This window comes from Salinarimonas sp., from assembly GCF_046292825.1.
In the GTDB taxonomy this organism is placed as follows: Bacteria; Pseudomonadota; Alphaproteobacteria; order Rhizobiales; family Beijerinckiaceae; genus Salinarimonas.
The window spans coordinates 30,881-56,915 of sequence record NZ_JBKBQG010000027.1 but is presented as its reverse complement, the minus strand read 5'-3'; the positions used below and the strand labels follow the sequence as shown (position 1 = coordinate 56,915).

Sequence of the window (26,035 nt, the reverse complement as noted above, 5' to 3'; positions counted from 1 at the left end):
GTGGCCTCGGAGCGAAGCGAACGAGGTCGGGTGGGGCCCGACGTTTGCAGTAAAATCTCCACCCGGGCCCCACCCGGCCTTCCTCGGCTCCGCCTCGAAAGTCCACCCTCCCCTCCGGGGTGGGTTGGGGGCGCGAATCCCTCCCCGTTGGGGAGGGTGGCCCCTGGAGCGAAGCGACAGGGGTCGGGTGGGGCCCGACGTTTGCAGGGAAACCTCCACCCGGGCCCCACCCGACCTCCATCGGCTTCGCCTCGGAGGCCACCCTCCCCGTAGGGGAGGGATTTCCCCCCCTCACGTCGCGTATCGCTCGGCCTCCTTCTCCTTGAACGTCAGACCGTGGCCCGGCGCCTCGTTGGGCGCGATCGCGCCGCCCGTCGGCACGGGGGCGCCGTCGAGGAGCATGGCTTCGATGCGGGCGTGATCGTGAAACCATTCGACGTGGCGCAGATTCGCCGCCGCGGCGGCGGGCGCGCCATGCAGGGCCGGTGCGGTATGGGCCGAGACGGGAATCGCGAAGGCGGCCGCGAGCTCGGCCGCGGCGAGAAAGCCCGTGATGCCGAGCGCACGGGTGGCGTCGATCTGGAGGACGTCGACGGCGCGCGTCTCGAGGAGGCGCCGGAAGGCGTGGGGGTTGTAGCCGTATTCGCCCGCGGCGATCTCGACGGCGCCGGGCGCCTGCGCGCGCACGAGCGCGAGCCCCTCCGGATCGTCGCTCGTCACCGGCTCCTCGAACCAATCGACGCCCTCGCCGTCGGCGATCGCCGCGATCGCGAGCGCGCGGCGGGGCTCGAGCGCGCCGTTGGCGTCGATCATCAGCGCCGCACCATCGCAGATCGCCGCGCGGGCGACGCGCATGCGGGCGCGCTCGCGGGCGGGATCGGCGCCGATCTTCATCTTCACCCGCGCGCAGCCCTCGCGCTCCACCCAGCCCGCGAGCTGCGCGGCGAGGCGGTCATCGTCGTAGCTGAGAAACCCGCCCGATCCGTAGATCGGGACGCGCGCGCGCCGCGCGCCGAAGAGCCTGTGGAGCGGAATGTCGAGGAGGCGGGCCTTGAGGTCCCAGAGCGCGACGTCGACCGCCGAGATCGCGCAAGCCGCGATTCCCGGCTCGCCCATATTGCGCACCTGCCGGCGCATGGCGTCCCAGAGGCCGGCGATGGCGAACGCGTCCTCGCCCGCGAGGATCGGCGCGAGCGTGCCGCGCACGATGCCCGCGGCGGCGGCGTCCGCATAGGTGTAGCCGAGCCCCGTCGCGCCGGCGGCCTCGACATGGACGACGACCATCGTCGTCGCGTCCCATTCGAGCGTGCCGTCGGCCTCGGGCGCGTCGGTCGGGATTCGGTAGGCCCGCGCGCGAACGGACGAGATCGGCGCGTGCGCCCGTGCCATGCTGCCTCCCTCCCTGTCGCGATCCTCGGGTCGGAGGGTCAACGGGAGGGTGGGGGCATCGTTCCGGGCGCGGCGGCCTCGGCGCCCCTCACCGATAGAGCAGCGTCGGCAGCCACATCGTGAGCGCCGGCACGAAGGTGACGAGCATCAGCACGACGACGAGCGGGATCAGGAAGGGCAGCGTCGCGACGACCGCCTTCTCGAAGGGCACCTTGGCGACCCGCGAGAGCACGTAGAGCACCATGCCGACTGGTGGCGTGAGGAGCCCGATCATCAGGTTGAGCACCATGATCACCCCGAAATGCACCGGATCGACCCCGACCTGCACCGCGATCGGCAGGAGCACGGGCACCAGGATCGTGATCGCCGCGACCGTCTCGAGGAAGCAGCCGACGATGATGAGGATCAGGTTGATCAGGAGGAGGACGAGGATCGGGTTGTCGCTGATGACGAGGATGAGCGCGGCGAAGGCTTCTGCCGTGCGCGTCGAGGTGAGGATCCAGGAGAAGATCGAGGCGCCGGCGACGATGAACAGGATCACGGCGGTCGTCTCGATCGTGTCGATCGTCACCCGCACGAAGCGCTGCCAGCTGAGCGTCCGGTAGACGACGAGGCCGAGGACGAGCGCGTAGGCGCAGGCCGCGATCGCCGCCTCCGTCGGCGTGAAGATGCCGAACAGGATGCCGCCGACGATGATCACCGGCGTCATCAGGGAAAGGAAGGCGCCCTTGAAGGCGCGCGCCAGCACGAGCCAGCGGAAGGCCTGGTCGCGCGGATAGCCGCGCACGCGCGCGTAGTACGCGACCATGATCATGAGCGCGACCGCCATCAGGATGCCGGGGATGAGCCCCGCCGCGAAGAGCTGGCCGATCGAGGCACCGGCGACGACGCCGTAGATCACCATCGGCAGCGAGGGCGGGATGATGGGGCCGATCGTGGAGGAGGCCGCCGTGACGCCGACCGCGAAATCGGCGTCGTATTTGGCGTCCTTCATCGCCTTGATCTCGATCGCGCCGAGCCCGCCCGCATCCGCCACCGCCGCGCCCGACATGCCCGCGAAGATCACGGAGGCGCCGACATTGACGTGGCCGAGCCCGCCGCGCATCCAGCCGACGAGCGCGTTGGCGAAGGCGAAGATGCGGTTCGTGATGCCGGCCGAGTTCATCAGATTGCCGGCGAGGATGAAGAACGGCACCGCGAGGAGCGGGAAGGAATCGATGCCGTTGACCATCCGGTGGATGACGACGACGTCCGGCAGATTGCCCGCGAGCAGGATGTAGAGGAGCGAGGAGCCCGCGAGCGCGATGCCCACCGGCACGCCCAGGACGATCATGCCGAAGAGGGAGATGAACAGGATCGCGATCAGCACGAGGCTCTACTCCATGCCCGGTCGTTGCGGGGCCTGCAGCGGCTCGCCCATGCGGATCAGCGGGCTCGAGCCGGTGCGCCAATGTCGGATGGCGACGAGGATCGCGTAGAGCGTGCAGACCGCGAGCGCGGCCGTGATGCCCCAATAGATCCAGGATTTCGGCCAATCGATCGCCGTCATCGATTGGCGGGTGCGCTGGGAGAGCTGCACGCACAGATAGGTCATGTAGCCGTAGAAGGCGATTGACAGGAGATCGACGCCGACCGACAACCCGCGCCGCAGCCAGACTGGCATCCAGCGATAGAAGATCTCCACCGCGATGTTCGATTCCTTGCGCACCACCATGACGAGACCGATGAAGCCCGTCCACATCAGGAGATAGCGGGCGATCTCCTCCGTCCAGGCGAGCGAATCGTTGAGCACGTAGCGGGTGAAGAATTGCAGGAAGACGACGATCGCGAGCCCCCAGAAGACGAGGAAGACCGGCGCGTCGACGAGGCTCACGTCCGACAGATCGACTCGCTCGTCGCCTTCGTCGAAATGGATCGCGCTGTGCGGCTCGTCGTCTCGGGTGGGTTCGGACATTTCCGGGCTCGGTCGCGGGGGAGGGGGGAGATCCCTCCCCGTAGGGGAGGGTGGACCGGCGAGCGTCAGCGAGACGGGCCGGGTGGGGCCCGGCCGGGGGAGATCGTCTCCGAATCGTCGAGCCCCACCCGACCCCCGTCGCTCTCGCTCCGGGGGCCACCCTCCCCTATGGGGAGGGACTTGGGCGGGCGCGATCGCCCCTCAATCCGCCAGAGCCTGCAGACGATCGTAGGTCGCTTGGTCCCAGGTCGCGGCGGGGCCGAGATGGGCCTTGACGACGGCCTCGCGGAAGGGCGTGCGATCGACCTCGATCACCTCCTTGCCGCGATTGGGGAACTCCGCGACGAGGTCCTGCTCCAGGCGCACGATGTCGTTCGTGCAATTCTCCGCCGCTTCGCGGATGAGGGAGACGAGCGTGTCGCGATCCTCCTCGGCCATGGCGTCCCAGGTCGGACCACCGATGATCGTGAGGAGCGCGTCGGTGATGTGGCCCGTGAGGACGATGTAGTCCTGCACCTCGTAGAACTTCTTCGCGTCGATCGTCGGCAGCGGGTTCTCCTGCGCGTCGACGACGCCCTGCTGCAGCGCGAGATAGACCTCCGCGAAGGCGATCGGCGCGGGATTGGCGCCCACTTCGCGCGGGAACATCATGTAGAGCGGCGCGTCCGGCACGCGGATCTTGAGGCCGCGCATGTCCTCGGGCGTCTCGATGCGGCGGTTCGAGGTGACGTGGCGTTCGCCGTAATAGGTCAGCGAAACGACGTGGTTGCCGCTCGCGTCGCGATAGCCGTCCGCGAGCTCCTGGAAGAGGTCGCTGTCGCGGAAGGCCTGCCAATGGTCGAAATCGCGGAACATGAACGGCGCGCCGCCGATCGCGATGCGGCCATAGGAGCGCCCGGCGAAGAGCTGGCCCGTATAGATGATGTCGACCGTGCCGAGCCCGAGGCCCTCGTTGATGTCGGTCTCCTTGCCGAGCGAGGAGGCGGGGAAGACCTCGATTGTGTAGCGGCCGTCCGTCGCCTGCGCGAATTGCTCGCCGACCCACACCGCCCAGGTGTGGTACGGCTCGTTCGCCTCGTAGACGTGGGCCCATTTGAGCTGCTGTTGCGCGGCGGCGGGGCCGCCCATGGCGAGCGCGAGCAAAACCGCTCCGCTCGCCGCCAGCACGTGGCGTCGAGTCCCGGAAAGCATGGCGATTTCCTCCCATGACCCCGATATTGCCGGGGTTCTTCTATGTGGAGGTCGAGTGTCGGGACAGCACTCGCGCCTGTCAAGCGTCCGTCGTCGCGCGAAGGCCAACTTCTGCTTTCGCGTTCTGCTCGGGGACGGCGCCGATCGCCTCACATCTCCAGACGGACGCTGACGGGCACGTGGTCTGAGGGCTTTTCGAGGCCGCGCATGTGCTTGTGGATCGTCGTGCCCGCGAGCCGGTCGGCGGCCTCCGGCGAGAGCAGGAGATGATCGATGCGGATGCCCTTGTTGCGCTGCCAGGCGCCGGCCTGATAATCCCAGAACGTGTAGCGGCCCGCCGCCTCGTCGCAGGCGCGCAGCGCGTCGGTGAAGCCCAAGGCGAGGAGCGTGCGGAATTCGGCGCGGGTCTGCGGCAGGTAGAGCGCATCGCCCTCCCAGGCTGCCGGATCGGCGGCGTCGCGCGGCTCGGGAATGACGTTGTAGTCGCCCGCGAGCACGAGCGGCTCTTCGAGCGCGAGGAGATCGCGGGCGTGGCGCGCGAGGCGTCCCATCCAGGCGAGCTTGTAGGGATATTTGGCGCTGTCGACCGGGTTCCCGTTGGGAAGGTAGATCGAGGCGACGCGCACCACGCCCGCGTCGACGGAGATCACGCCCTCGATATAGCGCGACTGCTCGTCGTCGTCGGCCCCGGGCAGGCCGCGGCGCACGTCCTCGAGCGGGCGCTTGGAGAGGATCGCGACCCCGTTGAAGCCCTTCTGCCCGTGCACCGCGCAGGAATAGCCGACCGCCTCGATCTCGCCGCGCGGGAACAGATCGTCGGTCGTCTTCAGCTCCTGCAGGCACAGAACGTCCGGCGCCTCCTCGCGCAGGAAGAGGAGGAGATGCTCGAGCCGTTGGCGGACCGAGTTGACGTTCCACGTCGTGATGCGCATCGGCGACCTTCCAGGCAGACGAGGAGGGCAGGGGGCTCCTGTTTCCGGCAGGACGGGGCGGAAGGCAAGGGGGAGGGTGGGGGGAGGCCTAGCGGCGGAGCGCGCGACGCGTCTCCTCGACTTCGGCCAGAGCGCGATCGACTGCCGCCGCCACTTGCCTGTTGCTGTCCGCGAGCGCCGTTGCGAGGGCGGCGAGTTCGGCTTCCTGGGCTGGGTCGTAGGCTGCAATCGAACGACGGACGAAATCCTCGACCGAAATACCGGCCCGGCGTGCGCGCGAGGCGAGCTGCGCCCTCTCGGCCGCCGTGAGCACCGTGGAGACCTGCTCGGACGACCCCGCCGCCTTCAACCTCCTGGATGTCGACATTCGACATAAGCTCTAGCGCGCGGGCGCAACCGAGCCAAGCCCCGCAATGCGAACCCCGCCACTCCCCCCGCCGCGCGCGCGCGCTACAATCGGCTCGTCGCAATTCGACGAGGCCCCGTCATGGAACCGCGCGGCTGGTGCACGCCGATCGATCTCTATTGCGAGCGCGCGGACGCCTCGTTTTGGGCGGAGCCGGTGAACGCGCTCTCGAACGGCGCCTTCCTGGTGGCCGCCGGGCTCGCCTTCGTCGCCTGGCGCCGGCTGCCGGAGCGGGACTGGCCGGCGGCTTCCCTGATCGGGGTGACGGCGAGCGTCGGGATCGGCTCGTTCCTGTTCCACACGTTTGCCAATCGCTGGTCGTTGCTCGCCGACGTGATCCCGATCGCGATCTTCATCTACGGCTTCTTCCTCCTCGCGATGCGCCGCTTCCTGGGGCTCGGCCTCGTCGGGGGGATCGTCGCGACGGGCGCCTTCCTCGCGGCCTCGGCCGGTTTTCCGCGCCTTTGGGCGGCCCTGTTCGGGCCGGAGGCGACGCTGAACGGGTCGGTCGGCTATTTTCCGGCGGCGCTCGCGCTGATCGGCGTCGGCGGGCTCCTCGTGCTGATGGCCGGGCGCGAGGAGCGGGTGCTCGCCAACCGGAAGAACCGGAGCTGGGGCGGGCTCGACGAGACGGCGCGGGCGGCGCGGCACGAGACGGGCGTCGCGCTCCCGCATGCCCGCGGCACGCTGCTCCTCGTCGCGGCGGCCGTCTTCGCGACCTCCCTCGTCTTCCGCTCGGTCGATCAGGCCGTGTGCGACCTCGTGCCGATCGGAACGCACTTTCTCTGGCACGCGCTCAACGCGCTCGTGCTCTTCTTATGCCTGCGCGCGGCGCTGCTGCGGGAGGGCGACGCCGCGCGCGCGGCCCTCACGCCTTCGCCGCGCGCTGGCGCGCCCGGTCCTGCCGCAGGTTCCAGATGAAGATCGCGATCACGCCGATGCCGCCGATCACCTCGACGACGGGCGTGTTCGGCCAGATCAGCGCGACGCCCGCCGCGAAGAGGAGGATGCGCACGGGCCAATTGAGCGGCGCCTCCATGTGGCCCTCGATCGCCGCGCCGAGCGCGTAGACCGCGATCACGGCGATCACGAAGATCGTCGCGACCTCGAGCGGCGGGCCGCCCAGGAAGGCCGTGTAGGCGAAGAGGATCGGCATCAGATAGAGGCCCTTCGCCACCTTCCAGGAGACGATGCCCGTCGCCATCGGCGGCGTCTTGGCGATCGCCGCCGCGGCGAAGGCGGTGAGGCAGACGGGCGGCGTGACGTTCGAATCCTGGCTCAGCCAGAAGATGATCATGTGCGCGGAGAGGAGCGCGAGCTTGATCGTCGTGGGGTCGAGCACCTGCGGATAGACGACCGACAGGAGCTCCGGCGGCGTCGCCTCGAGGAGCGCCCAGGCCGCGTCGCGCGTCATCGGCGCGGCGAGCGCCATCATCGCGGCGGGGTCGGCGAGCATGAAGGTCGCGCGCGCCATCTCGGGCACCGTGCCGGCGACCATCGCGTCGACGAGCGCGTTGTTCTGGATGAGCGCGTGCAGCGCCGGCGCCGAGAGCGTCGCGAGCACGATGTAGGACGCCGTCACCGGCAGGCCCATGCCCAGCACGAGCGAGGCGAGCGCGATCAGCGAGAGCGCGATGAACAGGCTGTTGCCCGACCAGGCATTGATCATCAGGGAGAAGGTGTTGCCGATGCCGGTCATGGCGATGACGTTGACGACGAGGCCGACCGAGACGAGCAGCACCGCCGTCATGATCATGTTCTGCGCGCCGAGCGCGAGGGCGTCGAGGATCGCGCGCGGCCCCATCGGATTGGGCGTCAGCCAGGATGCGACGATGCAGGACGCGATGGCGAAGCCCGCGGCGTAGGTCGGCGTGTAGCCGGCGACCAGCAGGCCGATCAGCACGCCGATCGGGATGAGAAAGGACGGTCCGCCGCGCTTGAGTACCTGCCAGGCGGTCGGCGCGTCGGGGTCGGAGGCGACGAGGTTGAGCTTCTTGGCCTGGATGCGCACGAAGAACGCGACGGAGAGGAAGTAGACCAAAGCCGGCAGGAAGGCGACGGCGACGATCTCGAGATAGGAGATCTGGGTGTAGGTCGCCATCACGAAGGCGCCCGCGCCCATGATCGGCGGCATCAGCCCGCCGCCCGTCGACGCCGCCGCCTCGACGCCCGCGGCGAAGCGGGGCGGGAAGCCCGCGCGCTTCATGAGCGGAATGGTGATGACGCCGGTCGACACGGTATTCGCCACCGCCGAGCCCGAGATCGTGCCCGTCAGCCCCGAGGACATCACCGCGACGTAGCCCGGCCCGCCGATGAAGCGCCCCGCGATGGCGCGCGCGAGATCGATGATGAACTCGCCCGCCCCCGAGCGCACGAGGAAGGCGCCGAAGATGATGAACAGGAAGACGAAGGTCGCCGAGATGAGCGCGATCGAGCCGAACATGCCGTCGTCGGAGAAGATCGAGCGGAACATCAAGGTCTCGAAGGTGAGCCCCGCGAAGCGGAACACGCCCGGCGCCATCGGGCCCCACCAGAACACGTAGGTCAGCGAGACGACGATCAGGATCGGGATGATGATGCCCGTCGCGCGCCGCGTCAGCTCGATCGCGGAGGCGACCACCACGACCGAGAGCGCGATGTCGAGCGGCGAGAGGCGCACGCCGCGCGCGAAGATCGCGCCCTGGTTCGAGATCAGCCAGATCGTGGCGCCCGCCGCGACGAGCCCGAACAGGACGTCGAAGGCGAGGACCGCGCGCGTCGCGGCCGGGCCATGCGTGCGGATCAAGGGGTAGCGCAGCGCGCACAGGAAGGCGAAGCCGGCGAAATGGATCGCGGTCAGCCAGACCTGGTCGAAGCGCCCGAAGGTGTTCGCCCAGACGTGGTAGAGCGCGAGCGCGATCCCGACGCTCCACGCGATCCAGCCGACGATGCCATGGTCGAAGGGCCGCACATAGGCCTCGTACTCCCCGGCCTCCTCGGGAGCCTTCGTGCGATCGTCGCCGGCGGGATCGAGGCGCGGACCTGTGGTCATCGTGGTGTCTCGGCTCGTGTGTGTGGGTGCGGGCATGCGCGTGCAGCGAGTTGTCATCCCGGACGCTTGAGGGCGATCCGGGACTCATACGCTCAACGATCGGGTCGCAGCCTATAGGCTGCGTTTCTCCGATGACCGCTTCTCCGACGGTGCGACGCGAGCGCGGCATGCGCGCTCGGACTAGTCGTCGGAGCGTATGGGTCCCGGGTCCGTTTCGCGGCCTGGGATGACAGCGTAGAGGAAAATCACAAGAGGGGAGCGAAAACGCCCCCCCTTTCGCGACGACCCGTCGCCTTGCGACGACGGGTCGTGCGGGGCCCGGTGGACGGGCGCTTATCAGGCGCTCGCGCGCGGCATCAGGGGCGCAGGCGATCGGGGATCGTCAGGCCCGCTTCCTCGAAATAGCGCAGCGCGCCCGGATGCAGCGGGAGCGGCAGGCCGTCGAGCGCCGTCTCGAGGTTCATCTCGTTTGTCGCCGGGTGGATCGCCTGCAGGAAGGGCAGGTTCTCGAACATCGCCTGCGTGATCAGGTAGACCGTCTCCTCCGGCACGTCCGCGTTCACGGCGAGGAAGTTCGGCTGGCCGATCGTGACGATCTCCTGCGTCTGGCCCGGATAGGTGCCGGCCGGGATCGGATAGGCGACCCACAGATCGCCGAATTCGCCGTTCGCCTGCGCGATCTGCTCCTCGGTGAAGCCGAGGAGGCGCACGCCGTCGCCCATCGCCGCGAAGACGCGGGTGACGGCCGAGACGGGAACGCCCGCGGGCATCGAGGCCGCGGCGATCTGGTTGTTCTGCAGCGCGTCCGCCGAGGGGTTGTAGCCCATGAAGGCGAGCTCGAACTCGCTCAGCGGCATGCCGAGATTGGCCATCAGCACCTCGTTCGAGCCGAGGGTGCCGGAATTCTGAAGGCCCATCGAGACCGTCTGCCCGCGGGCATTCGCCATGTCCTCGATCGTGCCCGTGGGCGCGAGGTCGGCGCGCAGCACGAAATGCTCGACGTTGGGCCACAGCTGCGCGATGGAGCGCAGGTTCTCCTGCGGGCCGGCGTCCGCCAGATCGCCCGTGCCGGTGGCGGCATAGGCGCCGAACAGGCCCTGGAGAATCGAGAACTGGGCCTCGTTGTCGCGCATCAGGCGGATGTTCTCGCCCGAGCCCGCCGACGAGATCGCCGACATGTTGATGCCGTGCTGGTTCTGCAGGCGGACCTTGACCAGCGTCGCGATGGCGACGCCGACGGGGTAGTAGGTGCCGCCGGTCGAGGCGGTGGCGAGGAGGTAGTCCTCCTGGGCGCTCGCGCTCGCGGGCGCCATCGCGAGCATCGTGCCGGCCATCGCGGCGGCGAGAAGCGAGCGTCTGATCGTGTCGGCCATCGAAATCCTCCCGTACTTGCGACTTGTGTCGCAGCCAGGCCTCTTTTGATAAAGGCTCGACGCTTCCGGTCAACCGCGTATGCGGCAAAAGCGCGGCGGTTCTGCGACGTTTCCCTCGCGCGCGCGGCCCGTTGCGCTCAGCGGTTGCGCAAGAGCAGCTCCATCAGGCCGCGCGCCGCGTCGAGCGCGGGATCGCCGGTCGGCGCCGCGGCGGGGGAGGGGGCCGGCGGCGGAGGCGGTGCGGCGAGGTCCAGCGGGGCGCCCTCGACAGGAGGTTGCGACGCCGGCTCGGTGATGCTCTCCGGGACCGGCGGCGGGGCCACGAGCGGCACGCCGAGGAGGTCGCCGATGCTCTGCGCGGCCTCCCGCCCGATCGCGCGTTCGATCGCCGGCTGCGCGCTCGGCAGATCGCGCCCGAACAGGCCGCGGCCGGCGGCTCGCAGCTGTTCGTACGCGCCGATCGGATCCTGGAGGATTCCTGCGACGTCCGGATAGATGCGCGGACGATCCCACGGCCCGGCGATCAGGATCGGCGCGCCGAAGCCGACGAGCTCGACCGAATCGCCGCGGCGGCGCTCGAGCGCGACCCGCGGCTCGACGCGCAGATCGAGCCGCCGCGCGCCGATGTCGATCACGCCGCGCCCGGTCGTGTCGATCGAGGGGCCGACGAGGCGCAGGTCCGACGTCGTCGCGGCGCCGCCGGCGATGCCGAACTGCGTCTCGAAGGCGAAGAACTCGGTCGCCGACCCGTCCGCGAGGCGCCAGCCGTCGACGATGCCGGTCGCGAGCAGCCCCGCGACCTGCGTCGCGTCGAAGCCGCGGATCGCGCCGTCCCGCACCGAGAAGCGCGCGCTGCCCGAGAGCCCGCGCATCAGGGCGGCCTCGCTGGCGAGCGGCGCCGTCACGTCGAGGACGAGGCTGCCGCGTCCCTCGATCCGGCGGAAATCGACGGCGTCGGAGAGGAAGGGCCGCGCGTCGACGTTCTCGATCGTGAGCGCGGCGGCGAGGCTCGGCGCGCCGGCATCGAGGCCGATGCGGCCCGCTCCGTTGCCGCCATAGAGCGCCATCGCGTGCAGATCGACGTCGAGCCGGCCGGCGGCGAGCCGGGCCGAGAGCCGGGTCGGACCGGTGCGGATGTCGCGTACGACGAGGCTGCCGAGCGCGAGCTCGAGCTCGGCGTCGAAGGCGCGAAGTGCGGAGAGGTCGATCGGCGCCTCGCTCCAGCCGTCCGCGCCCGACGCCTGCGCCGTCGCGGCGCCGCGTGGCGTCAGGCCGAGATAGGGGTTCACGTCGAGCCGGTCGGCCTCGAGGCGCGCCTCGATGCGCGGCCGCGGACCGGTCGCGAGGCGGCCCGATCCGGCGGCGCTCGCGCCGTCGAGAGAGAGCCGGGCGTCGGTGAAGGCGAGGCTGCCGGGGCTCGCGGCGACGCGGCCGACGAAGGCGAAGGGGCCGAGCCCGTCGGGCGCCGCCACCGGCCGGCCGAGCCAGGCGAGCAGCGCGCGCAGCGACTCCGTCTCGAGCGAGACCTCCCCCGCCATCCGCCCCGCCGCGGAGACGTCGCCGCGAAGCCCCAGCGCGAAGCGCGGCGCCGTCAGACGCGCGTCGATCCGGCCGCTGTCGCCGAGCAGGATCGGGCGCGCCGCGACCGAGGCCGCGAGCGAGACCGGGTCGCCCCGCCAGCGCGCCGTGCCCGAGAGCGAGACGGCCGAGACGAGATCCGGGATCTCGATCTCGAGCGCGATCGCCTCGAGCCGGTCCGCCGCGGGATCGCCGATCGCCTCGGCGAGACCCGATCCGACGAGCGTGCCCTCCCGCCAGGAGACGCGGCCGGCGGCGTTCAGGCTCTCGACGAGCGCCGCGCGGGTCTCGCCGGCCATGGCGAAGCGCAGATCCGCGCCGATGCGTCCGCTCGCCGGGAGCGACGGCGCCAGCGCCCCGAGCGCGAGGTCGTGACCGCGCAGGCTCCCGTCGAGGCGCGCGCGCGAGCCGTCGAGCCCGAGCCGCAGATCGCCCGCGAGGCTGCCGCCGAGGAGCCCCGCCTGCGCGATCGCGATCTCGAGCGTGTCCTCGTCGAGCGCCGCCCGCGCGGCGAGCGGGGCGATCTCGCGCCTATCGACCACGAGCCGCGCGAGCGCGAGATCGAGATCGCCGACGAGGAGACCGAAGAGCGGCGTCAGCGCGCCGAAGGGGCGCGCATCGTCTTGCGGCGCGGCCTGCGAGGCGACGAGGAGCGCGTCGAGATCGAGGAGATCGCCCGCAAGGCGCGCGTCGAGCGCGGGGAGGGGACCCGCGACGAACACGTCCGCCTCGCCGCGCACCCGGCTCGCGCCGCTCTCGAGGGCGAGATCGCGCAGGGCGACGAGGCTCGGCGCGAGGCGCGCGCTCGCGCGCGCGGAGACGGGCGCGGCGAGGAGGCCGGGCGCCTCGATCCGGGCGGTCAGCGCCGCCGCCTCGCCGCCGACGAGCGCGAGCGGGCTCTCCACCTGCGCGTCGATCGCGAGCGGCAGAGCGCCGACGCGCCAGGCGGCGGAGAGCCGCGTCGGGCCGCCGGGATCGGGCATGGAGAGGGCGAGCTCGAGATCCTCGATGCGCGTCTCCCCGCCCTCGCCGCGCAGGACGACGAGCCCGCGGGCGATCGCGAGCCTGTCGATCGCCACGCCGGCGAGCCGTCCGAGCCCGCTCTCCCCCGCCTCGTCCGCGGGCGCGCGCGTCGCCGCCCCGCGCACGATGCGCATGACGGGGCGATCGAGCGCGATCTCGGTGATCCGCACCTCGCCCGACAGGAGCGGCGCCAGCGCGAGGCCGAATCGCACGGCCTCGATGTCGGCGGCGAAATCGTCGGCGCCGTCGCCCGGCCCCTCGATCCGCAGCCGCTCGGCGGCGAGCGCGATCGCGGGGAAGACCGAGAGCGAGACCGGCCCTTCGAAGGCGACGCGGAACCCCGTCCGCTGCGCGATCTCGGCCTCGATGCGCGCACGCACGGCATCGGCGGGCAGGAAGAACGGGAGGAGAAGGAGCGCGGCGCCGACGGCGAGGAGGGCGACGAGCGTGAGGCCCGTGCCGCGCAGCACACCCCGGCGCATGTCGCCCTCCCGTCCGCTCGCATCTCCGACGAAGACCTTAGCCGATTCGCGCGCTCTGGCGACCTGCCGCCACGCGTCGTCCACGGCGGAAGCGCGGGCGCTTGCATCGGGGTCGGATTGCGATATGCTTGCAAAGTGCAATCATATCGATGGAGCGCAGGATGACCGCCCTGATGTTCGCCGCCACCGCCTTCTTCTGGGGCTCGAGCGCCATCGTGACGACGAGTCAGGCGGTCGTCCTGCCGGCCGCGCTCTCGGTGGCGTATCGGATGCTCGCCGTGTTCGTGGTGATGCTCGCGGTCGCGGCGATCCTGCGCCGGCCGATCGGGGTCGCGCGCGGGGACCGGGCGATGGTGGCGGCGCAGGGCGTCCTCTTCTTCGGCCTGAGCTTCGTCGCCTTCTACGAGGCCACGCGGCTCGTCGAGAGCGGCGTGGCGGCGGTCGTCCTCTCGGCTTCGGCGATCGTCGCGGCGCTGCTCGCGCGGGTCTTCCTGAAGACGTCGCTCTCTGGGGCCGCGCTCGCGGGGCTCGGGCTCGGCGTGGCGGGGCTCGCGACGATCTTCTCGCCGCAGATCGCCGCGCTCGCGACGGGAGACGCGGGGGCGCTCGCGGGGCTCGCCTACGCCGCTCTCGCCGCGATCGCGGCGGCGGGCGGCACGGTGATCGGCGCGCGCAACCAGAAGCGGGGCGTGCCCGCGCTCGCGACGATGGTCTGGGGCGCGCTCGCCGGTGCCGCCTTCTGCCTCGCCTGGACCTTCGCGCCCCTAGTCGGTCCGCTGCTTGCAGGCGGTGAGCTCGCCTCGGCCCTGCCGCCGCTGTGGGACCCTGCGCCGGCCTATCTCGCGGGGCTCGCCTATCTCGCGATCGCCGCCTCCTGCGTGACCTTCCTCATGTATTTCGCCCTCGTCGCGCGGCTCGGGCCGGGGCGCGCGGCCTATACGCTGGCTACGATCCCGCTCGTCGCGCTCGCCTTCTCCGTCGCGTTTGAGGGGCTCGCGCTCGGGCCGAGCCTGCTCGCCGGGGCGGGCGCGATCCTCCTCGGCAACGTCCTCGTCCTCGGCGGCGGCGTGAGACTTCCCGAACGGCGGCTCGAACGGCGGCTCGCCACGAATCCGGCATCCTGATCGACGGCGCCTGCGTCGAAAGTCTGCGCCGCATCGAGCGCCATGCGACGCTTGCCGCTTTGCGAGAGGGCGCGCCATCCGCTATGACGCGGGTCATGACCCCGATCACCACCACCGCCGCGCTCGCCGAGATCTGCTCCCGCCTCGCCCGACATCCGTTCGTCACCATCGACACGGAGTTCATGCGGGAGACGACCTATTACCCCAAGCTCTGCCTCGTCCAGATGGCGAGCCCGGAGGAGGCGGTCCTGGTCGATCCCCTGGCGGAGGGCCTCGACCTCGCCCCCTTCGTCGCCTTGATGGCGGACGAGCGGGTGGTCAAGGTGTTCCATTCCGCGCGGCAGGATCTCGAGATCATCTGGATCCTCGGCGGGCTGATCCCGAAGCCGCTCTTCGACACGCAGGTCGCCGCGATGGTCTGCGGCTACGGCGATTCGGTGTCCTACGAGCAGCTCGCCAACGATCTGGCCAAGGCGCGCATCGACAAGTCGTCGCGCTTCACGGATTGGTCGCGCCGCCCGCTCAGCGAGGCGCAGCTCGCCTACGCGCTGTCGGACGTGACGCATCTCATCCCGGTCTACGAGGCGCTCTCCGCGCGGCTCGAGGCCACCGGGCGCCTCTCCTGGCTCGAGGAGGAGATGGCGATCCTCACCTCGCCCGAGACCTACGCCGCCGAGCCGGAGACCGCCTGGAAGCGGCTGTCGGGGCGCGTGCGCAAGGCGCGCGAGCTCGGGGTCCTCATGGAGATCGCCGCCTGGCGCGAGCGCGAGGCGCAGACCCGCGACGTCCCGCGCCAGCGCGTGATGAAGGACGACGCCGTCGTCGAGATCGCGATCTCCGCCCCGCGCGACGCGGACGGGCTCAAGCGCCTGCGCGCGGTGCCCTCCGGCTTCGAGCGCTCGCGGGCGGCGGATGCCGTCCTCGCCGCGGTGAAGGCCGGCCTCGCCCGCGATCCCGCGAGCATCGTCATGCCCGAGCGCAATCGCGGCCGCGGCGGCTCGGGGGCGACGGTGGAGCTCCTGAAGGTGCTGCTGAAGGCGGTCTGCGAAGCGGAGGGCGTCGCGCCCAAGATCGTCGCGACCGTCGACGACCTCGAGGCCATCGCCGAGGACGACGCGGCCGACGTGCCGGCGCTCGCCGGCTGGCGGCGCGTGCTGTTCGGCGAGAGCGCGCTCGCCCTCAAGCGCGGCGAGGTGATGCTCGGCCTCGCCGACGGCAAGGTCGTCGTCGACCGGCGGGGCTGATCCCGCTCAGCGCGGCCGACGGCGCGGCACGCGCTGCGGATTCTCGGCCTCCCGGGCCTCCTGATGGGTCATGTCCAGAAAATACGCGACGAGCGGTAGGCCCGCCGCGCGCGCCATGCGCGCGAGCTCGGCGGTCATGTCGGCCACGTAGCGCGCCGTCTCCGCACGCGTCGGCACCGTCGCCTCGCCCTCGAACGCCTCGCCTGCCTCGTCGGATCTGCCTGCCATCGTCGCCTCGCACTCGTGTCGGTCCCGCGGGAGCGGCTGCAACCTATCCGACGCGCGTTTCGATTTACAGCAGAAAGTTGATCACCTGTTGGATGTTTTCGAAGGCGCCGTACGGGAAACTAAAAAGCGAGCCAGGCGATCATCACCGGCATGGTCAGCATGGCGGCGAGGGTGTGGAGCGTGATGATCTCCGCCATCAGCGGGGCGTCCCCGCCCATCTGCTTGGCCAGCACGTAGCCCCCGCTCGCGGTCGGCACGGCGGAGGCGATCGCGACGACGGCGAGGTCGTCGCCGGCAACCCCCATGGAGCGCGCCACGAGGACGGCGACGATCGGCATCAGCACCATCTTCATCGCACCCGAGATCCAGTGCGCCGGCACGGGGCGCGCGAGGCGGCGCATGTCGAGCCCCGCGCCGACGACGAGGAGCCCCGCCGCCAGCGCCGCCCGCCCCAGGATCTCGATTCCGTCGAGGAGGAAGGAGGGCAGGACGAGGCCCGTGGCGTTGATCGCGATGCCGAGCACCGAGGACCAGATGAACGGGTTCGTCACGATCGCCTTGAGGATCGAGCGCGTCGATTGCGGCGGGCCACCGGCGAAGCGCACCAGCACGCCGATCGCCATGACGTTGAGGAGCGGGATCATCGCCGCGACAGCAACCGCCATCAGCGCGAGCCCGTGCGCGCCGTAGAGGCTGCCGGCGACCGCGAGCCCGACGAAGGTGTTCCAGCGCGTCGCTCCCTGGAACACCGAGGTGAAGGCCGGCCCGCCGATCCCGAGGCGGCGCTCCAGGGCGGGCCGCAGGCCGAGCAGGATCGCCCCGTTGAGGAGAATCCCTGCGACGAGCGCCCCCGCGATCCCCGCCACCGGCACCCGCGAGAGATCGGCGGTCGCGAGCGTGTAGACGATGATCGCGGGGAAGAAGACGACGTAGGTGATCTTCTCGAGCCCCGGCCAGTGCTTCTCCTCCACGAATCCCGTCACCCGCGCCGCCCAGCCGGCGACGATGACGAGGAAGACGGGCACGAGGGCGGCGAGAACGGGGGCCATGGACGGGCGATTTCCTGCGAGCGGACGCCCGTCACGTCCCGTGCGGGTGGCGTTCTGTCAAGGGCGCGTGGTGCGGATGCGGGTGTGGGTGTGGGTGTGGGGAGTGGAGTGGTGAATCTCGCGAACGCTGTCATCCCGGGCCGCGAAGCGGACCCGGGACCCATACGCTCCGACGATCGTTCGAGCGCGCATGCCGCGCTCGCATCGCACCCCTCGAGCGTCTACCGTCCGAGAAACGCAGCCTACAGGCTGCGACTGACACGTTGGGGTTATGGGTCCCGGATCGCCTTCGGCGTCCGGGATGACACCCGGGATAAGGGCTTTCAGCCCCCTCGGCGCACCGACGACTCGCCGGCTCCTGTCCTCCCCCCGTCCAGCTCCAACACCGCATCCGGAATCCACGCCGCCTCGCCGCGCACGCTCGCGAAGACGAAGCCGCTCTCGGAGAAGTGGAGGATCGCGCGGTCGCCGCGGCGGACGTCGTGCTCGAGGGCCGCGAAATCGCGGATCATGCGCATGACGCCGTCGGCATCCGCGCGCATCCACGCGTTCGGCACCCAGCCGCAGCGGCCGTCGGGCCCGGTGCACCAGGTCCAGCCGAGGAAATCCGTCGCGCGCGTGCGCTCGGCATCGGGCACGACCGCCTCGCCGGCGCGCACGCGGATCGGGTCGGGATAGGGCCGCGCGTAATCGGCGATCACCGTCGCGCTCGTGCCGGGCGGGAAGACGTACAGCACCGGCCATCCCCCCTCAATCGAGCCAATCCTGCGGCTCCGGGCCCGATTCCATGTAGCCGAGCCGGTCGAGCGCGCCCTGGAGGATGTAGGCGGCGGCCATCTTGTCGACGAGGGCGCCGCGGCGGGCGCGGCTCGCATCGGCGTCGAGGAGGGTGCGGGTCACCGCCATGGTCGACATCCGCTCGTCCCAGGGCACGATCGGGATCGACAGGAGCGGCTCGAGATTGCGGATGAAGGCGCGCGTCGCCTGGGCGCGGGGGCCGGACGTGCCGTCCATGTTGAGCGGCATGCCGACCACGATCGCGACGACGCCGTGGCGCTCGCACAAAGCCTTCATCTTCGCCGCATCCGCCTGGAGCTTGGTGCGCGGCAGGGTCTCGAGCGGGCTCGCGATGCGGCGCTCGACGTCCGAGAGCGAAAGCCCGATCGTCTTCGTGCCGAGATCGACCCCGATCACGCGCCCCTGCGGCGGCAGCTTGCCGGCGAGCGCCTCGAGCGCGGTGCTCATCGCATCCCTCCGAGAAAGGGCATGGCCCGGCGGGGGCCACGCGCGTTATGGTCGGCACCCGCTTTACGCCAACAGACGAGGGAGCGCGACCCCATGAAGATCACCTGGTTCGGCCATTCCGCCTTCCGGCTCGAATTCGGCGACAAGATCGTGCTGATCGATCCGTTCCTGACCGGCAACCCGGCTTTCGAGGGCGATGCCGAGCAAGCCTCCGCCGGGGCGACCCACATCCTCGTGACCCACGGCCACGGCGATCACATCGGCGACACGGTCGCGATCGCCAAGCGCACGGGTGCGAAGCTCGTCACGAATTACGAGCTGTGCATGTACCTGTCGAGCCAGGGCGTCCAAGCCTTCGACCCGATGAACACCGGCGGCACCACCGATCAGGGCGGCTTCACCGCGACCCTGGTGCGCGCCGACCATTCTTCGGGGCTCGTCGAGCAGGGGGTCGGCTTCCCGCTGGGGAGCGCGAACGGGTTCGTGGTCAAGGCGCCGGGGGAGCCGACGATCTACCATATGGGCGACACCGACATCTTCTCGGACATGGCGCTGATCGCCGAATTGCACGAGCCGGACGTCGTGATGGTGCCGATCGGCGACCGCTTCACCATGGGCGCCGAGGTCGCGGCGCTCGCGATGAAGCGCTTCTTCCCCGCCGCGAAGGTCGCGATCCCCTGCCATTACGGCTCGTTCCCGATCATCGCCGCCACCGCCGACGCCTTCGTCGCCGCGATGGGGCAGGGCGGCACGCAGATCATCGTGCCGCACAAGGGCATGCCCGTGCGCATCGGGCAGTGAGGGGAGGGGGGCTCCCCCTCCCTCGTGTCATCCCCGGCCGGAGCCGCTCCAGCGGCGGAGGGGAAGGGGACCCAGCGAGAGAAGATGCTTGCGGAGCAAGCACTTGCGGGCGGCGACGAGCCGCCTCGTCGGCGGCATTACGAGCGCCTGCGGCGCGTGGTCCCGCGCTGGGTCCCCTTTCCCTGCGCACGCTGCGCGTGCTCCGGCCGGGGATGACACGGGGGCGGGACCCCCGTGTCTACGAACCCTCGTCGATCAGCCGACGATCTCGTTGCCCGCGAAGAATTGCGCGATCTCGATCGCGGCGTTCTCGGCGCTGTCGGAGCCGTGGACCGAGTTCTCGCCGACCGAGAGGGCGAAGCGCTTGCGGATGGTGCCCTCGGCGGCGTTCGCCGGGTTCGTCGCGCCCATCACCTCGCGGTACTTCGCGATCGCGTTCTCGCCCTCGAGCACCTGCACGACGACGGGCGCCGAGATCATGAAGTCGACGAGCTCGCCGAAGAAGGGGCGCTCCTTGTGGACCGCGTAGAAGGTCTCGGCCTGGTCGCGCGTCATCTTGATGCGCTTCTGGGCGACGATGCGCAGGCCGGCCTCCTCGATCACGGCGTTGACGGCGCCGGTGAGGTTGCGGTTGGTCGCGTCGGGCTTGATGATCGAGAAGGTCCGCTCGAGGGCCATGGGAAAAATCCGTCCGTGTCGGAGTTGAGGTCGCCGCGCTTATAGCGGCGCCCCCGCCGACCCTCAAGCGCCGCGGCGCGGCGCGTGCGGATTTCCGTCAGGCGCGGGCGAGGAAGGCGCGCGCCTCGCGCTGGGCGCGGGCGATCTCGTCGCGGCTCATCTCGGCGGCGAGCTCGGCGCGCAGGCCCGCGGCCGCGGCGCAGCCCTTGACGACGGCGACGTTGAGCCATTTGTGGGCGGCGACGAGATCGAGCGGCACCGAGCGGCCGACCGCATGCATCATGCCCAGCTCGTAATAGCTCTGCCCGGTGTCGAGATTCGGCGCCAGCGTCGCGATCTCGTCCGCTCCCAGTTCCAGACGTGCCATGTTCCTGCTCCCCGTTCTTCACGACTTCATGAAGGGAAGCTTGCCGGGATCTTCTAAAAGCTGATCTAATGTTTGCGGTGAATGGCGCGGTAAGGCGAATGAACGCGCGTTTACGTGAACGGACCGTAAGCGCCGCGCCGTCGCCCCGCACTGACGGTCAGGACAGCTCCTTCTTGAAGCCGAATTGGGTGCGGTCGTAGCCGAGCCGCGCGTAGAAGCGGTGCGCGTCGACGCGCCGCTCGCCCGACGAGAGCTCGACGAAGCGCGCCCCGCGCGCGCGGCCCCAATCCTCCGCCGCCGCGACCATCGCCGCACCGATGCCGCCCGAGCGCGCCCGCTCGTCGACGACGACGGCTTCGAGGCGGATCCGCGCGGACGCCGTGCCCTTCAGGCAGGGCACGTAGGTCGCCTGCAGCGTGCCGACGACCGCGCCGCCGCGCTCGGCCACGAACAGCGCGTGGTCCTCGCTCGTCGCGATCCGCGCGAAGGCCGCCGAATAGGCGGCTTGGGTCTCGGGCGACCAGCGGTCGGGGCGGCTCGACAGGGTGTCCGTCTCGTAGAGGCGCACGATCGCCTCGAGATCGGAGAAATCCGCCTCGCGGACGACGAGGGCGCTCAAGCGGTGGCCCTCGACTGGGTCGGCAGGAGCGCCTCGGGCGTGCCGTAGCCCGGCAGCGCCTCGATACGGGCCATCCAGCGCGCGATTTGCGGGCGCTCGACGAGCGAGAAGCCGCCCGCCGGTGCGTAATGGACGACGCCGTAGAGATCGATATCGGCGATGCTCGGCGCCTCGCCCACCACGAAATCGCGCCCGGCGAGATGGGCGTCGAGCACCGCGAGCGCCGCCTCGCCCTCCGCGCGCCAGCCCGCGACGACCGCCTCGTCCGCCTTCCTGAAGCCGAGCGCCACGCCGCGGCAGCGATAGATCGGCACGGCGAGCCGGTCGTAATCCCAGTACATCCACTCGCGCACGCGCAGCCGCTCGTCGAGGCTCGCGCCGCCGAACCTGCCGGTGACGTCGGCGAGATATTCGAGGATCGCGGCGGCCTGGGCGAGCCGCCGGCCGTTCGACAGGTCTTCGAGCGCCGGCACCTGGCCGAAGCGGTTGAGCGCGAGGAAGGCGGGCGTCTTGTGCGCGCCTTCGCGCAGGGGAACGTGCTCGTAATCGAAGGCCTCGCCGCAGAGCGAGAGGCCGAGCGCGACCTTGTAGGTCGGGCCGGAGAGATGGATGCCGTGCAGGCGGAAGCGGGGTGCCATCGATTCGTCCTCGCGGGGCGGGACGACCAAGCTACCCTGCTTTACGGCAAGGAAAAGGCCCCGGACGGCTGCCCGGGGCCTCGTTCGTGCGGCTCTCGTCGCGCGCCGATCAGTGCAGGATCTGGCTGAGGAAGAGCCGCGTGCGCTCGTGCTGCGGGTTCTTGAAGAACTCCTCGGGCTCGTTCATCTCGATGATCTGCCCGTAATCCATGAAGATCACCCGGTCGGCGACCTGGCGCGCGAAGCCCATCTCGTGGGTGACGACCATCATGGTCATGCCCTCCTCGGCGAGGCTCACCATGGTGTCGAGCACCTCCTTGACCATTTCCGGATCGAGCGCCGAGGTCGGCTCGTCGAAGAGCATGATCTTCGGGTTCATGCACAGCGAGCGGGCGATGGCGACGCGCTGCTGCTGGCCGCCCGAAAGCTGGCCGGGATATTTGTGCGCCTGCTCGGGGATCTTGACGCGCGTGAGAAACTTCATCGCGATCTCTTCCGCGTCCTTCTTGGGCATCTTCTTCACCCAGATCGGCGCGAGCGTGCAGTTCTCGAGAATGGTCAGGTGCGGGAAGAGGTTGAAGTGCTGGAACACCATGCCGACGTCGCGGCGGATCTCGTCGATCCGCTTGAGATCGTTGGTGAGCTCGGTGCCGTCCACGATGATGCGGCCCTTCTGGTGCTCCTCCAAGCGGTTGATGCAGCGGATCAGCGTCGACTTGCCGGACCCCGAGGGGCCGCAGATGACGATGCGTTCGCCGCGCATCACACGCAGGTTGATGTCGCGCAGGACGTGGAACTCCCCGAACCACTTGTGCACGCCCTGCATCTCGACGGCGACCTCCGTCTTGGAGGCCATGCCGGCGACCTGATGCCCCGGATCGATGGAAAGAGTGTCGGCCATCGTCGTTCCCCTCGTTCTCAACGCTTCTCGCTCGCGGCGAGCCGACGCTCGACCGACATGGAATACCACGACATGCCCCAGCAGCACAGGAAGTAGAAGATCGCTGCGAAGGCGTAACCCGAATAGTTCACCGACGGCGCCGACCAGACGGGGTCGACGCGGGCGGATTCGACGGTGCGGATCAGGTCGAAGATGCCTACGATCGACACCAGCGTCGTGTCCTTGAACAGGCCGATGAAGGTGTTGACGATGCCGGGAATGACGATCCGCAGCGCCTGGGGCAGCACGATGAAATACATCATCTTGGGGTAGGAGAGGCCGAGCGACTGCGCGCCCTCGTACTGCCCCTTCGGGATCGCCTGCAGGCCGCCGCGGATCACCTCGGCCATGTAGGCGGAGGCGAACAGAGCCACGCCGACGAGCGGCCGGACCAGGCGATCGACCGTGACGCCCTCCGACATGAACAGCGGCAGCATCGTGTTGGCCATGAACAGGATCGTGATCAACGGCACGCCGCGGATGAACTCGATGAAGATCACGCAGACGAGCCGCACGATCGGCAGCTTCGATCGCCGCCCCAGAGCGAGCGCGACGCCGAGCGGCAGCGAGATGACGATGCCGACCGCCGAGACCACGATCGTGACGAGGATGCCGCCCCACAGGCCCGTCCCGACGGTGCGCAGGCCGATCGCGGGAAAGCCGTAGAGGAGCGCGTAGGAGGCGACCGGCACGAAGAGGAAGAAGTAGATCGCCGCCAAGCCCCGCTTGGGCGCGTCGAGCCACAGGAGCCAGACGATGCCGACGCCGAAGACGAGGAAGAACAGGTTCGGCCGCCAGCGCAGATCGGCCGGATAGGAGCCGTAGACGAAGAAGTTGATCTTGTCCCAGACGAAGGCCCAGCAGGCGCCGACCCGATAGCCGACCACTTCGTCGCGGCAGGCGTTGCCGTCGGTGCCGGTCCAGACCGCGTTGCCGATGAAATACGTGTAGAGCGGCGGCACCACCGTCACGACGACGTAGAGCGCCAGCAGGGTGGCGATCGTGTTGATCGGGCCCGAGAACAGGTTCTCGCGCATCCAGGCGACCGGCCCTCCGGTCGCGACGGGGGGAGGCAGCGCCTCCACGTCCTTCTCGCGGACGAAACGGTTTTGCGGCGTCGTGATCGCGTCCATGGCCGTCACCCTCAGCGTTCCACGAGCGCGATGCGCCGATTGTAGACGTTCATGAAGAAGGACGTGGTCAGCGAGATCGTCAGATAGACGAGCATCGTGATCGCGACGACCTCCACCGCCTGGCCGGTCTGGTTGAGCACGGTGCCCATGAAGACCTGCACGAGATCCGGGTAGCCGATCACCACCGCCAGCGAGGAGTTCTTCGTCAGGTTGAGGTATTGGCTCGTCAGCGGCGGCACGATCACGCGCATCGCCTGCGGGATGACGACGAGGCGCAGCACCTTGCCCGGGCGCAGGCCGAGCGAGGACGCGGCCTCGGTCTGCCCGCGCGAGACGGCGAGGATGCCCGCGCGCACCACCTCCGCGATGAAGCCCGCGGTGTAGGTCGAGAGGCCGATCAGCAGCGCCACGAATTCGGGGAAGAGCTGCATGCCGCCGGTGAGGTTGAAGCGGCCCTGCTCCGGAACGTTGAAGGTGATCGGATTGGCGCCGAACAGCGCCATCAGCCACCAGGCGAGGAGCGGCACGCCGAGCGTCAGCGCGAGGCTCACGAGGCCGGCGGGGAAGGGCTGGCCGGTCTCGGCCTGCCGCCGCCGCGCCCAGCGCCGCACGAAGAAGCTCGCCACCGCGCCGGCCACGGCGAGGACGAGAATGAACTGCGCGCCGGCCTCGAAGCCGGGCTGGGGCATGAACAGGCCGCGGACGTTCAGGTAGAAGCCGCCGCCGAGATAGATGCTGTCGCGCGCCTGCGGCAGCGTGGCGAGGACGGCGTTGTACCAGATCAGCAGCTGCAGCAGGAGCGGCAGGTTGCGGATCACCTCGACATAGACCGTCGCCACCTGGCGGACGAGCCAGTTCTTCGACAGGCGCATGATGCCGACGGCGAAGCCGAGCACCGTCGCGATGACGATGCCGATCGACGCCACGAGGAGCGTGTTCAGGAGCCCGACGACGAAGGCGCGGCCGTAGGTCGAGGTCGCCGCCGAATAGGACACGAGCTGCTGGTTGATGTCGAAGCCGGCGGTCGTGTTCATGAAGCCGAAGCCGGACGCGATCCGGGCGGCGCGGAGGTTCGCGATGGCGTTGTTCACCGCCTCGTAGGCGAGGAAGCCGATCGCCAAGACCAGCACAGCCTGAAAGAAGATCCCGCGAACCGTCGGATCGTAGATCAACGACGCTCGCGGCGGCGAATTCTCTGTTACGCTCGCCACCTCACCACCCTCCACTGCGACCGCCGTCGAGAGCGGTCAAGCCGACGCCATTCACGGGCTCCCCTCGAGACCGTGCGACCGCGCCTCCATCCGGCGCCGTTCGTTGGTTCTTCACGATGCAAGAAGAGCGCCGCGCCACGAGGGGCGCGACGCTCCGTCACGGGCCGATCAGCGGATCGGGTGACCGTATTGCAGACCGCCGTCGGTCCAGAGCGCGTTCAGGCCGCGCTGGATGCGCAGCGGCGATTCCATGCCGATGTTGCGCTCGAAGATCTCGCCGTAATTGCCGAGGGTGCGGATGATGTTCGCGCCCCAATCGTTGGAGACGCCGAGCATCTCGCCGAAGGTGCCCTCGACGCCGAGCATGCGGCGGATGTTCGGGTCGTCCGACTGCAGCATCTGGTCGACATTGGCCGAGGTGACGCCGTGCTCCTCGGCGTTCAGGAGCAGGAAGTGCACCCAGCGCGCGATATCGGCCCACTGGTTGTCGCCGTGACGAACGACCGGGCCGAGCGGCTCCTTCGAGATGATCTCGGGCAGGACCATGTGCTCGTCCGGATTCGGCGCGCGCAGACGCTCGGCATAGAGGCCCGAAGCGTCCGTGGTGAACGCGTCGCAGCGGCCGTTGGCATAGGCCTCGAAGGTCTCGGCCGAAGTGGCGAAGGCGACCGGCTCGTAGGTCATGTTGTTGGAGCGGAAGAAGTCCGCGAGGTTGAGCTCGGTCGTCGTGCCCTGCTGCACGCAGACCGACGCGCCGTTCAGCTCCTTCGCCGAAGCGACGCCGAGGTCGTTGCGGACGAGGAAGCCCTGGCCGTCGTAGAAGTTGATGGCCGGGAAGTCGAGGCCGAGGCTCGTGTCGCGCGACGCCGTCGAGGTCGAGTTGCGGACCAGGATGTCCACCTCGCCCGCCTGCAGCGCCGTGAAGCGGTCCTTGGCCGACAGGGGCACGAACGAGACCGCGTTCGGGTCGTTGAAGATCGCGACCGCGACCGCGCGGCAATAATCGACGTCGAAGCCGGTCCAGTTGCCCTGAGCGTCCGGAACGCCGAAGCCGGCGAGGCCGGGGTTCGAGCCGCAGATCAGCTCGCCGCGCTGCTGGACGCGCTCCAGCGTCGTCTGAGCGGCGGCGACGCCGGCGAAGGCGACGGTCGCGGCCAGACCGGCGGCGACGGTGGTGATGACCTTTTTCATGCTTTTTGCTCTCCCAAGGAAGGTTCGTACGCCGACCCGGTTTCACGCCGGCCCCAGCTCTGGTGCGCGACATCCGGGTTCGCTCGACGAGGTGACCTCGTGCGCCCGGGATCTCTGGCAAAACACGTATTGTGCGTCAATGCCAAAATCCCCTGCGGCGTGATGCCGGAGCGTTCCCGTGCACCGGCACGCCCGCATCACATGCCAC

At 69.9% G+C, this 26,035-nt stretch carries 25 protein-coding genes; 4 read left to right on the top strand and 21 right to left on the bottom strand.

Annotated features, from left to right (window positions below):
• Nucleotides 1–291: 291 nt before the first annotated feature.
• The 6 genes from ACK4UM_RS13900 to ACK4UM_RS13875 all read right to left on the bottom strand — a co-directional run bounded on the left by ACK4UM_RS13900 (nt 292) and on the right by ACK4UM_RS13875 (nt 5,833).
• Entirely contained in the window at nt 292–1,389 is a 1,098-nt protein-coding gene (locus ACK4UM_RS13900) for an enolase C-terminal domain-like protein (RefSeq protein ID WP_409800116.1), read from the bottom strand.
• Between the two features lie 88 nt (nt 1,390–1,477).
• Nucleotides 1,478–2,752, bottom strand: a complete 1,275-nt coding sequence (locus ACK4UM_RS13895; RefSeq protein ID WP_409800121.1) for a TRAP transporter large permease — start codon at nt 2,750–2,752, stop codon at nt 1,478–1,480.
• Nucleotides 2,753–2,764: 12 nt separating this feature from the next.
• Nucleotides 2,765–3,343, bottom strand: a complete 579-nt coding sequence (locus ACK4UM_RS13890; protein WP_409800113.1) for a TRAP transporter small permease — start codon at nt 3,341–3,343, stop codon at nt 2,765–2,767.
• 201 nt (nt 3,344–3,544) lie between these two features.
• Nucleotides 3,545–4,534: a sialic acid TRAP transporter substrate-binding protein SiaP gene (locus ACK4UM_RS13885; RefSeq protein ID WP_409800110.1), complete on the bottom strand. Its 990-nt coding sequence runs from the start codon at nt 4,532–4,534 to the stop codon at nt 3,545–3,547.
• 149 nt (nt 4,535–4,683) lie between these two features.
• Nucleotides 4,684–5,466, bottom strand: a complete 783-nt coding sequence (xth, locus tag ACK4UM_RS13880; protein WP_409800108.1) for an exodeoxyribonuclease III — start codon at nt 5,464–5,466, stop codon at nt 4,684–4,686.
• Between the two features lie 88 nt (nt 5,467–5,554).
• The gene (locus ACK4UM_RS13875) at nt 5,555–5,833 is read right to left on the bottom strand and encodes a plasmid mobilization protein (protein ID WP_409800105.1); all 279 of its coding nucleotides are present in this window, start codon (nt 5,831–5,833) and stop codon (nt 5,555–5,557) included.
• Nucleotides 5,834–5,953: 120 nt separating this feature from the next.
• Here ACK4UM_RS13875 and ACK4UM_RS13870 point away from each other — a divergent pair, with 120 nt between their 5' ends.
• A complete protein-coding gene (locus tag ACK4UM_RS13870) occupies nt 5,954–6,793 on the top strand; it encodes a hypothetical protein (protein WP_409800102.1) in 840 nt (279 codons plus the stop codon).
• Here ACK4UM_RS13870 and ACK4UM_RS13865 read toward each other — a convergent pair.
• From ACK4UM_RS13865 to ACK4UM_RS13855, 3 genes are all read right to left on the bottom strand, one after another.
• Nucleotides 6,741–8,903, bottom strand: coding sequence for a TRAP transporter permease (locus ACK4UM_RS13865; RefSeq protein ID WP_409800100.1), 2,163 nt, complete (start codon nt 8,901–8,903; stop codon nt 6,741–6,743). The two genes, ACK4UM_RS13870 and ACK4UM_RS13865, sit on opposite strands and share 53 nt — an antisense overlap.
• Nucleotides 8,904–9,259: 356 nt before the next feature.
• Nucleotides 9,260–10,276: a TAXI family TRAP transporter solute-binding subunit gene (locus ACK4UM_RS13860; protein WP_409800098.1), complete on the bottom strand. Its 1,017-nt coding sequence runs from the start codon at nt 10,274–10,276 to the stop codon at nt 9,260–9,262.
• A gap of 137 nt (nt 10,277–10,413) precedes the next feature.
• The gene (locus ACK4UM_RS13855; RefSeq protein WP_409800095.1) at nt 10,414–13,359 is read right to left on the bottom strand and encodes an AsmA family protein; all 2,946 of its coding nucleotides are present in this window, start codon (nt 13,357–13,359) and stop codon (nt 10,414–10,416) included.
• Nucleotides 13,360–13,520: 161 nt separating this feature from the next.
• On the opposite strand from ACK4UM_RS13855, the gene ACK4UM_RS13850 reads away from it, so the two are divergent.
• Both ACK4UM_RS13850 and rnd read left to right on the top strand, forming a co-directional pair.
• Nucleotides 13,521–14,483, top strand: a complete 963-nt coding sequence (locus tag ACK4UM_RS13850) for a DMT family transporter (protein ID WP_409800092.1) — start codon at nt 13,521–13,523, stop codon at nt 14,481–14,483.
• Between the two features lie 95 nt (nt 14,484–14,578).
• On the top strand, nt 14,579–15,727 hold the full coding sequence (gene rnd / locus ACK4UM_RS13845; protein WP_409800090.1) for a ribonuclease D: 1,149 nt from the start codon (nt 14,579–14,581) through the stop codon (nt 15,725–15,727).
• Between the two features lie 6 nt (nt 15,728–15,733).
• Here rnd and ACK4UM_RS13840 read toward each other — a convergent pair whose 3' ends face one another.
• From ACK4UM_RS13840 to ruvX, 4 genes are all read right to left on the bottom strand, one after another.
• Nucleotides 15,734–15,955 carry a hypothetical protein gene (locus tag ACK4UM_RS13840; RefSeq protein WP_409800087.1) on the bottom strand — a complete coding sequence of 74 codons (222 nt, stop codon included), beginning with the start codon at nt 15,953–15,955 and terminating at the stop codon, nt 15,734–15,736.
• Between the two features lie 119 nt (nt 15,956–16,074).
• Nucleotides 16,075–17,004 (bottom strand): AEC family transporter, encoded by a 930-nt coding sequence (locus ACK4UM_RS13835; protein WP_409800085.1) that lies wholly within the window; start codon nt 17,002–17,004, stop codon nt 16,075–16,077.
• A 323-nt stretch (nt 17,005–17,327) separates the two neighbouring features.
• Nucleotides 17,328–17,741 carry an SH3 domain-containing protein gene (locus ACK4UM_RS13830; protein ID WP_409800082.1) on the bottom strand — a complete coding sequence of 138 codons (414 nt, stop codon included), beginning with the start codon at nt 17,739–17,741 and terminating at the stop codon, nt 17,328–17,330.
• A 13-nt stretch (nt 17,742–17,754) separates the two neighbouring features.
• A complete protein-coding gene (gene ruvX, locus ACK4UM_RS13825) occupies nt 17,755–18,249 on the bottom strand; it encodes a Holliday junction resolvase RuvX (RefSeq protein WP_409800079.1) in 495 nt (164 codons plus the stop codon).
• 93 nt (nt 18,250–18,342) lie between these two features.
• Between ruvX and ACK4UM_RS13820 the strand changes: the two genes are divergently transcribed.
• The gene (locus tag ACK4UM_RS13820) at nt 18,343–19,050 is read left to right on the top strand and encodes a metal-dependent hydrolase (RefSeq protein WP_409800077.1); all 708 of its coding nucleotides are present in this window, start codon (nt 18,343–18,345) and stop codon (nt 19,048–19,050) included.
• A gap of 255 nt (nt 19,051–19,305) precedes the next feature.
• On the opposite strand, the gene ndk is transcribed toward ACK4UM_RS13820, so the two are convergent.
• The 8 genes from ndk to ACK4UM_RS13780 form a co-directional block, all read right to left on the bottom strand.
• Nucleotides 19,306–19,728, bottom strand: a complete 423-nt coding sequence (gene ndk / locus ACK4UM_RS13815; protein ID WP_409800074.1) for a nucleoside-diphosphate kinase — start codon at nt 19,726–19,728, stop codon at nt 19,306–19,308.
• Between the two features lie 97 nt (nt 19,729–19,825).
• Nucleotides 19,826–20,095, bottom strand: a complete 270-nt coding sequence (locus ACK4UM_RS13810; protein WP_409800072.1) for a sel1 repeat family protein — start codon at nt 20,093–20,095, stop codon at nt 19,826–19,828.
• Between the two features lie 157 nt (nt 20,096–20,252).
• Complete coding sequence (locus tag ACK4UM_RS13805) at nt 20,253–20,714, bottom strand: N-acetyltransferase family protein (RefSeq protein ID WP_409800069.1); 462 nt, start codon at nt 20,712–20,714, stop codon at nt 20,253–20,255.
• The gene (locus tag ACK4UM_RS13800) at nt 20,711–21,352 is read right to left on the bottom strand and encodes a glutathione S-transferase family protein (RefSeq protein ID WP_409800066.1); all 642 of its coding nucleotides are present in this window, start codon (nt 21,350–21,352) and stop codon (nt 20,711–20,713) included. The genes ACK4UM_RS13805 and ACK4UM_RS13800 overlap by 4 nt, the downstream gene beginning before the upstream one ends.
• Before the next feature lie 109 nt (nt 21,353–21,461).
• Nucleotides 21,462–22,253, bottom strand: a complete 792-nt coding sequence (locus tag ACK4UM_RS13795) for an amino acid ABC transporter ATP-binding protein (protein WP_409800063.1) — start codon at nt 22,251–22,253, stop codon at nt 21,462–21,464.
• Between the two features lie 17 nt (nt 22,254–22,270).
• On the bottom strand, nt 22,271–23,425 hold the full coding sequence (locus ACK4UM_RS13790) for an amino acid ABC transporter permease (RefSeq protein ID WP_409800060.1): 1,155 nt from the start codon (nt 23,423–23,425) through the stop codon (nt 22,271–22,273).
• Between the two features lie 11 nt (nt 23,426–23,436).
• Nucleotides 23,437–24,651, bottom strand: a complete 1,215-nt coding sequence (locus ACK4UM_RS13785; protein WP_409800057.1) for an amino acid ABC transporter permease — start codon at nt 24,649–24,651, stop codon at nt 23,437–23,439.
• Between the two features lie 153 nt (nt 24,652–24,804).
• Entirely contained in the window at nt 24,805–25,827 is a 1,023-nt protein-coding gene (locus ACK4UM_RS13780; RefSeq protein WP_409800055.1) for an amino acid ABC transporter substrate-binding protein, read from the bottom strand.
• Nucleotides 25,828–26,035: the final 208 nt, after the last annotated feature.

Bases quoted from the DNA above. Each gene is read 5' to 3' on its own strand.
- ACK4UM_RS13865 (WP_409800100.1), bottom strand. From the start codon at position 8,903: ATGACCACAGGTCCGCGCCTCGATCCCGCCGGCGACGATCGCACGAAG.
- ACK4UM_RS13860 (WP_409800098.1), bottom strand. From the start codon at position 10,276: ATGGCCGACACGATCAGACGCTCGCTTCTCGCCGCCGCGATGGCCGGC.
- ACK4UM_RS13790 (WP_409800060.1), bottom strand. From the start codon at position 23,425: ATGGACGCGATCACGACGCCGCAAAACCGTTTCGTCCGCGAGAAGGAC.
- ACK4UM_RS13890 (WP_409800113.1), bottom strand. From the start codon at position 3,343: ATGTCCGAACCCACCCGAGACGACGAGCCGCACAGCGCGATCCATTTC.
- ACK4UM_RS13835 (WP_409800085.1), bottom strand. From the start codon at position 17,004: ATGGCCCCCGTTCTCGCCGCCCTCGTGCCCGTCTTCCTCGTCATCGTC.
- ACK4UM_RS13855 (WP_409800095.1), bottom strand. From the start codon at position 13,359: ATGCGCCGGGGTGTGCTGCGCGGCACGGGCCTCACGCTCGTCGCCCTC.
- rnd (WP_409800090.1), top strand. From the start codon at position 14,579: ATGACCCCGATCACCACCACCGCCGCGCTCGCCGAGATCTGCTCCCGC.
- ACK4UM_RS13810 (WP_409800072.1), bottom strand. From the start codon at position 20,095: ATGGCACGTCTGGAACTGGGAGCGGACGAGATCGCGACGCTGGCGCCG.
- ACK4UM_RS13870 (WP_409800102.1), top strand. From the start codon at position 5,954: ATGGAACCGCGCGGCTGGTGCACGCCGATCGATCTCTATTGCGAGCGC.
- ndk (WP_409800074.1), bottom strand. From the start codon at position 19,728: ATGGCCCTCGAGCGGACCTTCTCGATCATCAAGCCCGACGCGACCAAC.
- ACK4UM_RS13900 (WP_409800116.1), bottom strand. From the start codon at position 1,389: ATGGCACGGGCGCACGCGCCGATCTCGTCCGTTCGCGCGCGGGCCTAC.
- ACK4UM_RS13800 (WP_409800066.1), bottom strand. From the start codon at position 21,352: ATGGCACCCCGCTTCCGCCTGCACGGCATCCATCTCTCCGGCCCGACC.
- ACK4UM_RS13875 (WP_409800105.1), bottom strand. From the start codon at position 5,833: ATGTCGACATCCAGGAGGTTGAAGGCGGCGGGGTCGTCCGAGCAGGTC.
- ACK4UM_RS13820 (WP_409800077.1), top strand. From the start codon at position 18,343: ATGAAGATCACCTGGTTCGGCCATTCCGCCTTCCGGCTCGAATTCGGC.
- xth (WP_409800108.1), bottom strand. From the start codon at position 5,466: ATGCGCATCACGACGTGGAACGTCAACTCGGTCCGCCAACGGCTCGAG.
- ACK4UM_RS13840 (WP_409800087.1), bottom strand. From the start codon at position 15,955: ATGGCAGGCAGATCCGACGAGGCAGGCGAGGCGTTCGAGGGCGAGGCG.
- ACK4UM_RS13885 (WP_409800110.1), bottom strand. From the start codon at position 4,534: ATGCTTTCCGGGACTCGACGCCACGTGCTGGCGGCGAGCGGAGCGGTT.
- ACK4UM_RS13795 (WP_409800063.1), bottom strand. From the start codon at position 22,253: ATGGCCGACACTCTTTCCATCGATCCGGGGCATCAGGTCGCCGGCATG.
- ACK4UM_RS13780 (WP_409800055.1), bottom strand. From the start codon at position 25,827: ATGAAAAAGGTCATCACCACCGTCGCCGCCGGTCTGGCCGCGACCGTC.
- ACK4UM_RS13850 (WP_409800092.1), top strand. From the start codon at position 13,521: ATGACCGCCCTGATGTTCGCCGCCACCGCCTTCTTCTGGGGCTCGAGC.
- ruvX (WP_409800079.1), bottom strand. From the start codon at position 18,249: ATGAGCACCGCGCTCGAGGCGCTCGCCGGCAAGCTGCCGCCGCAGGGG.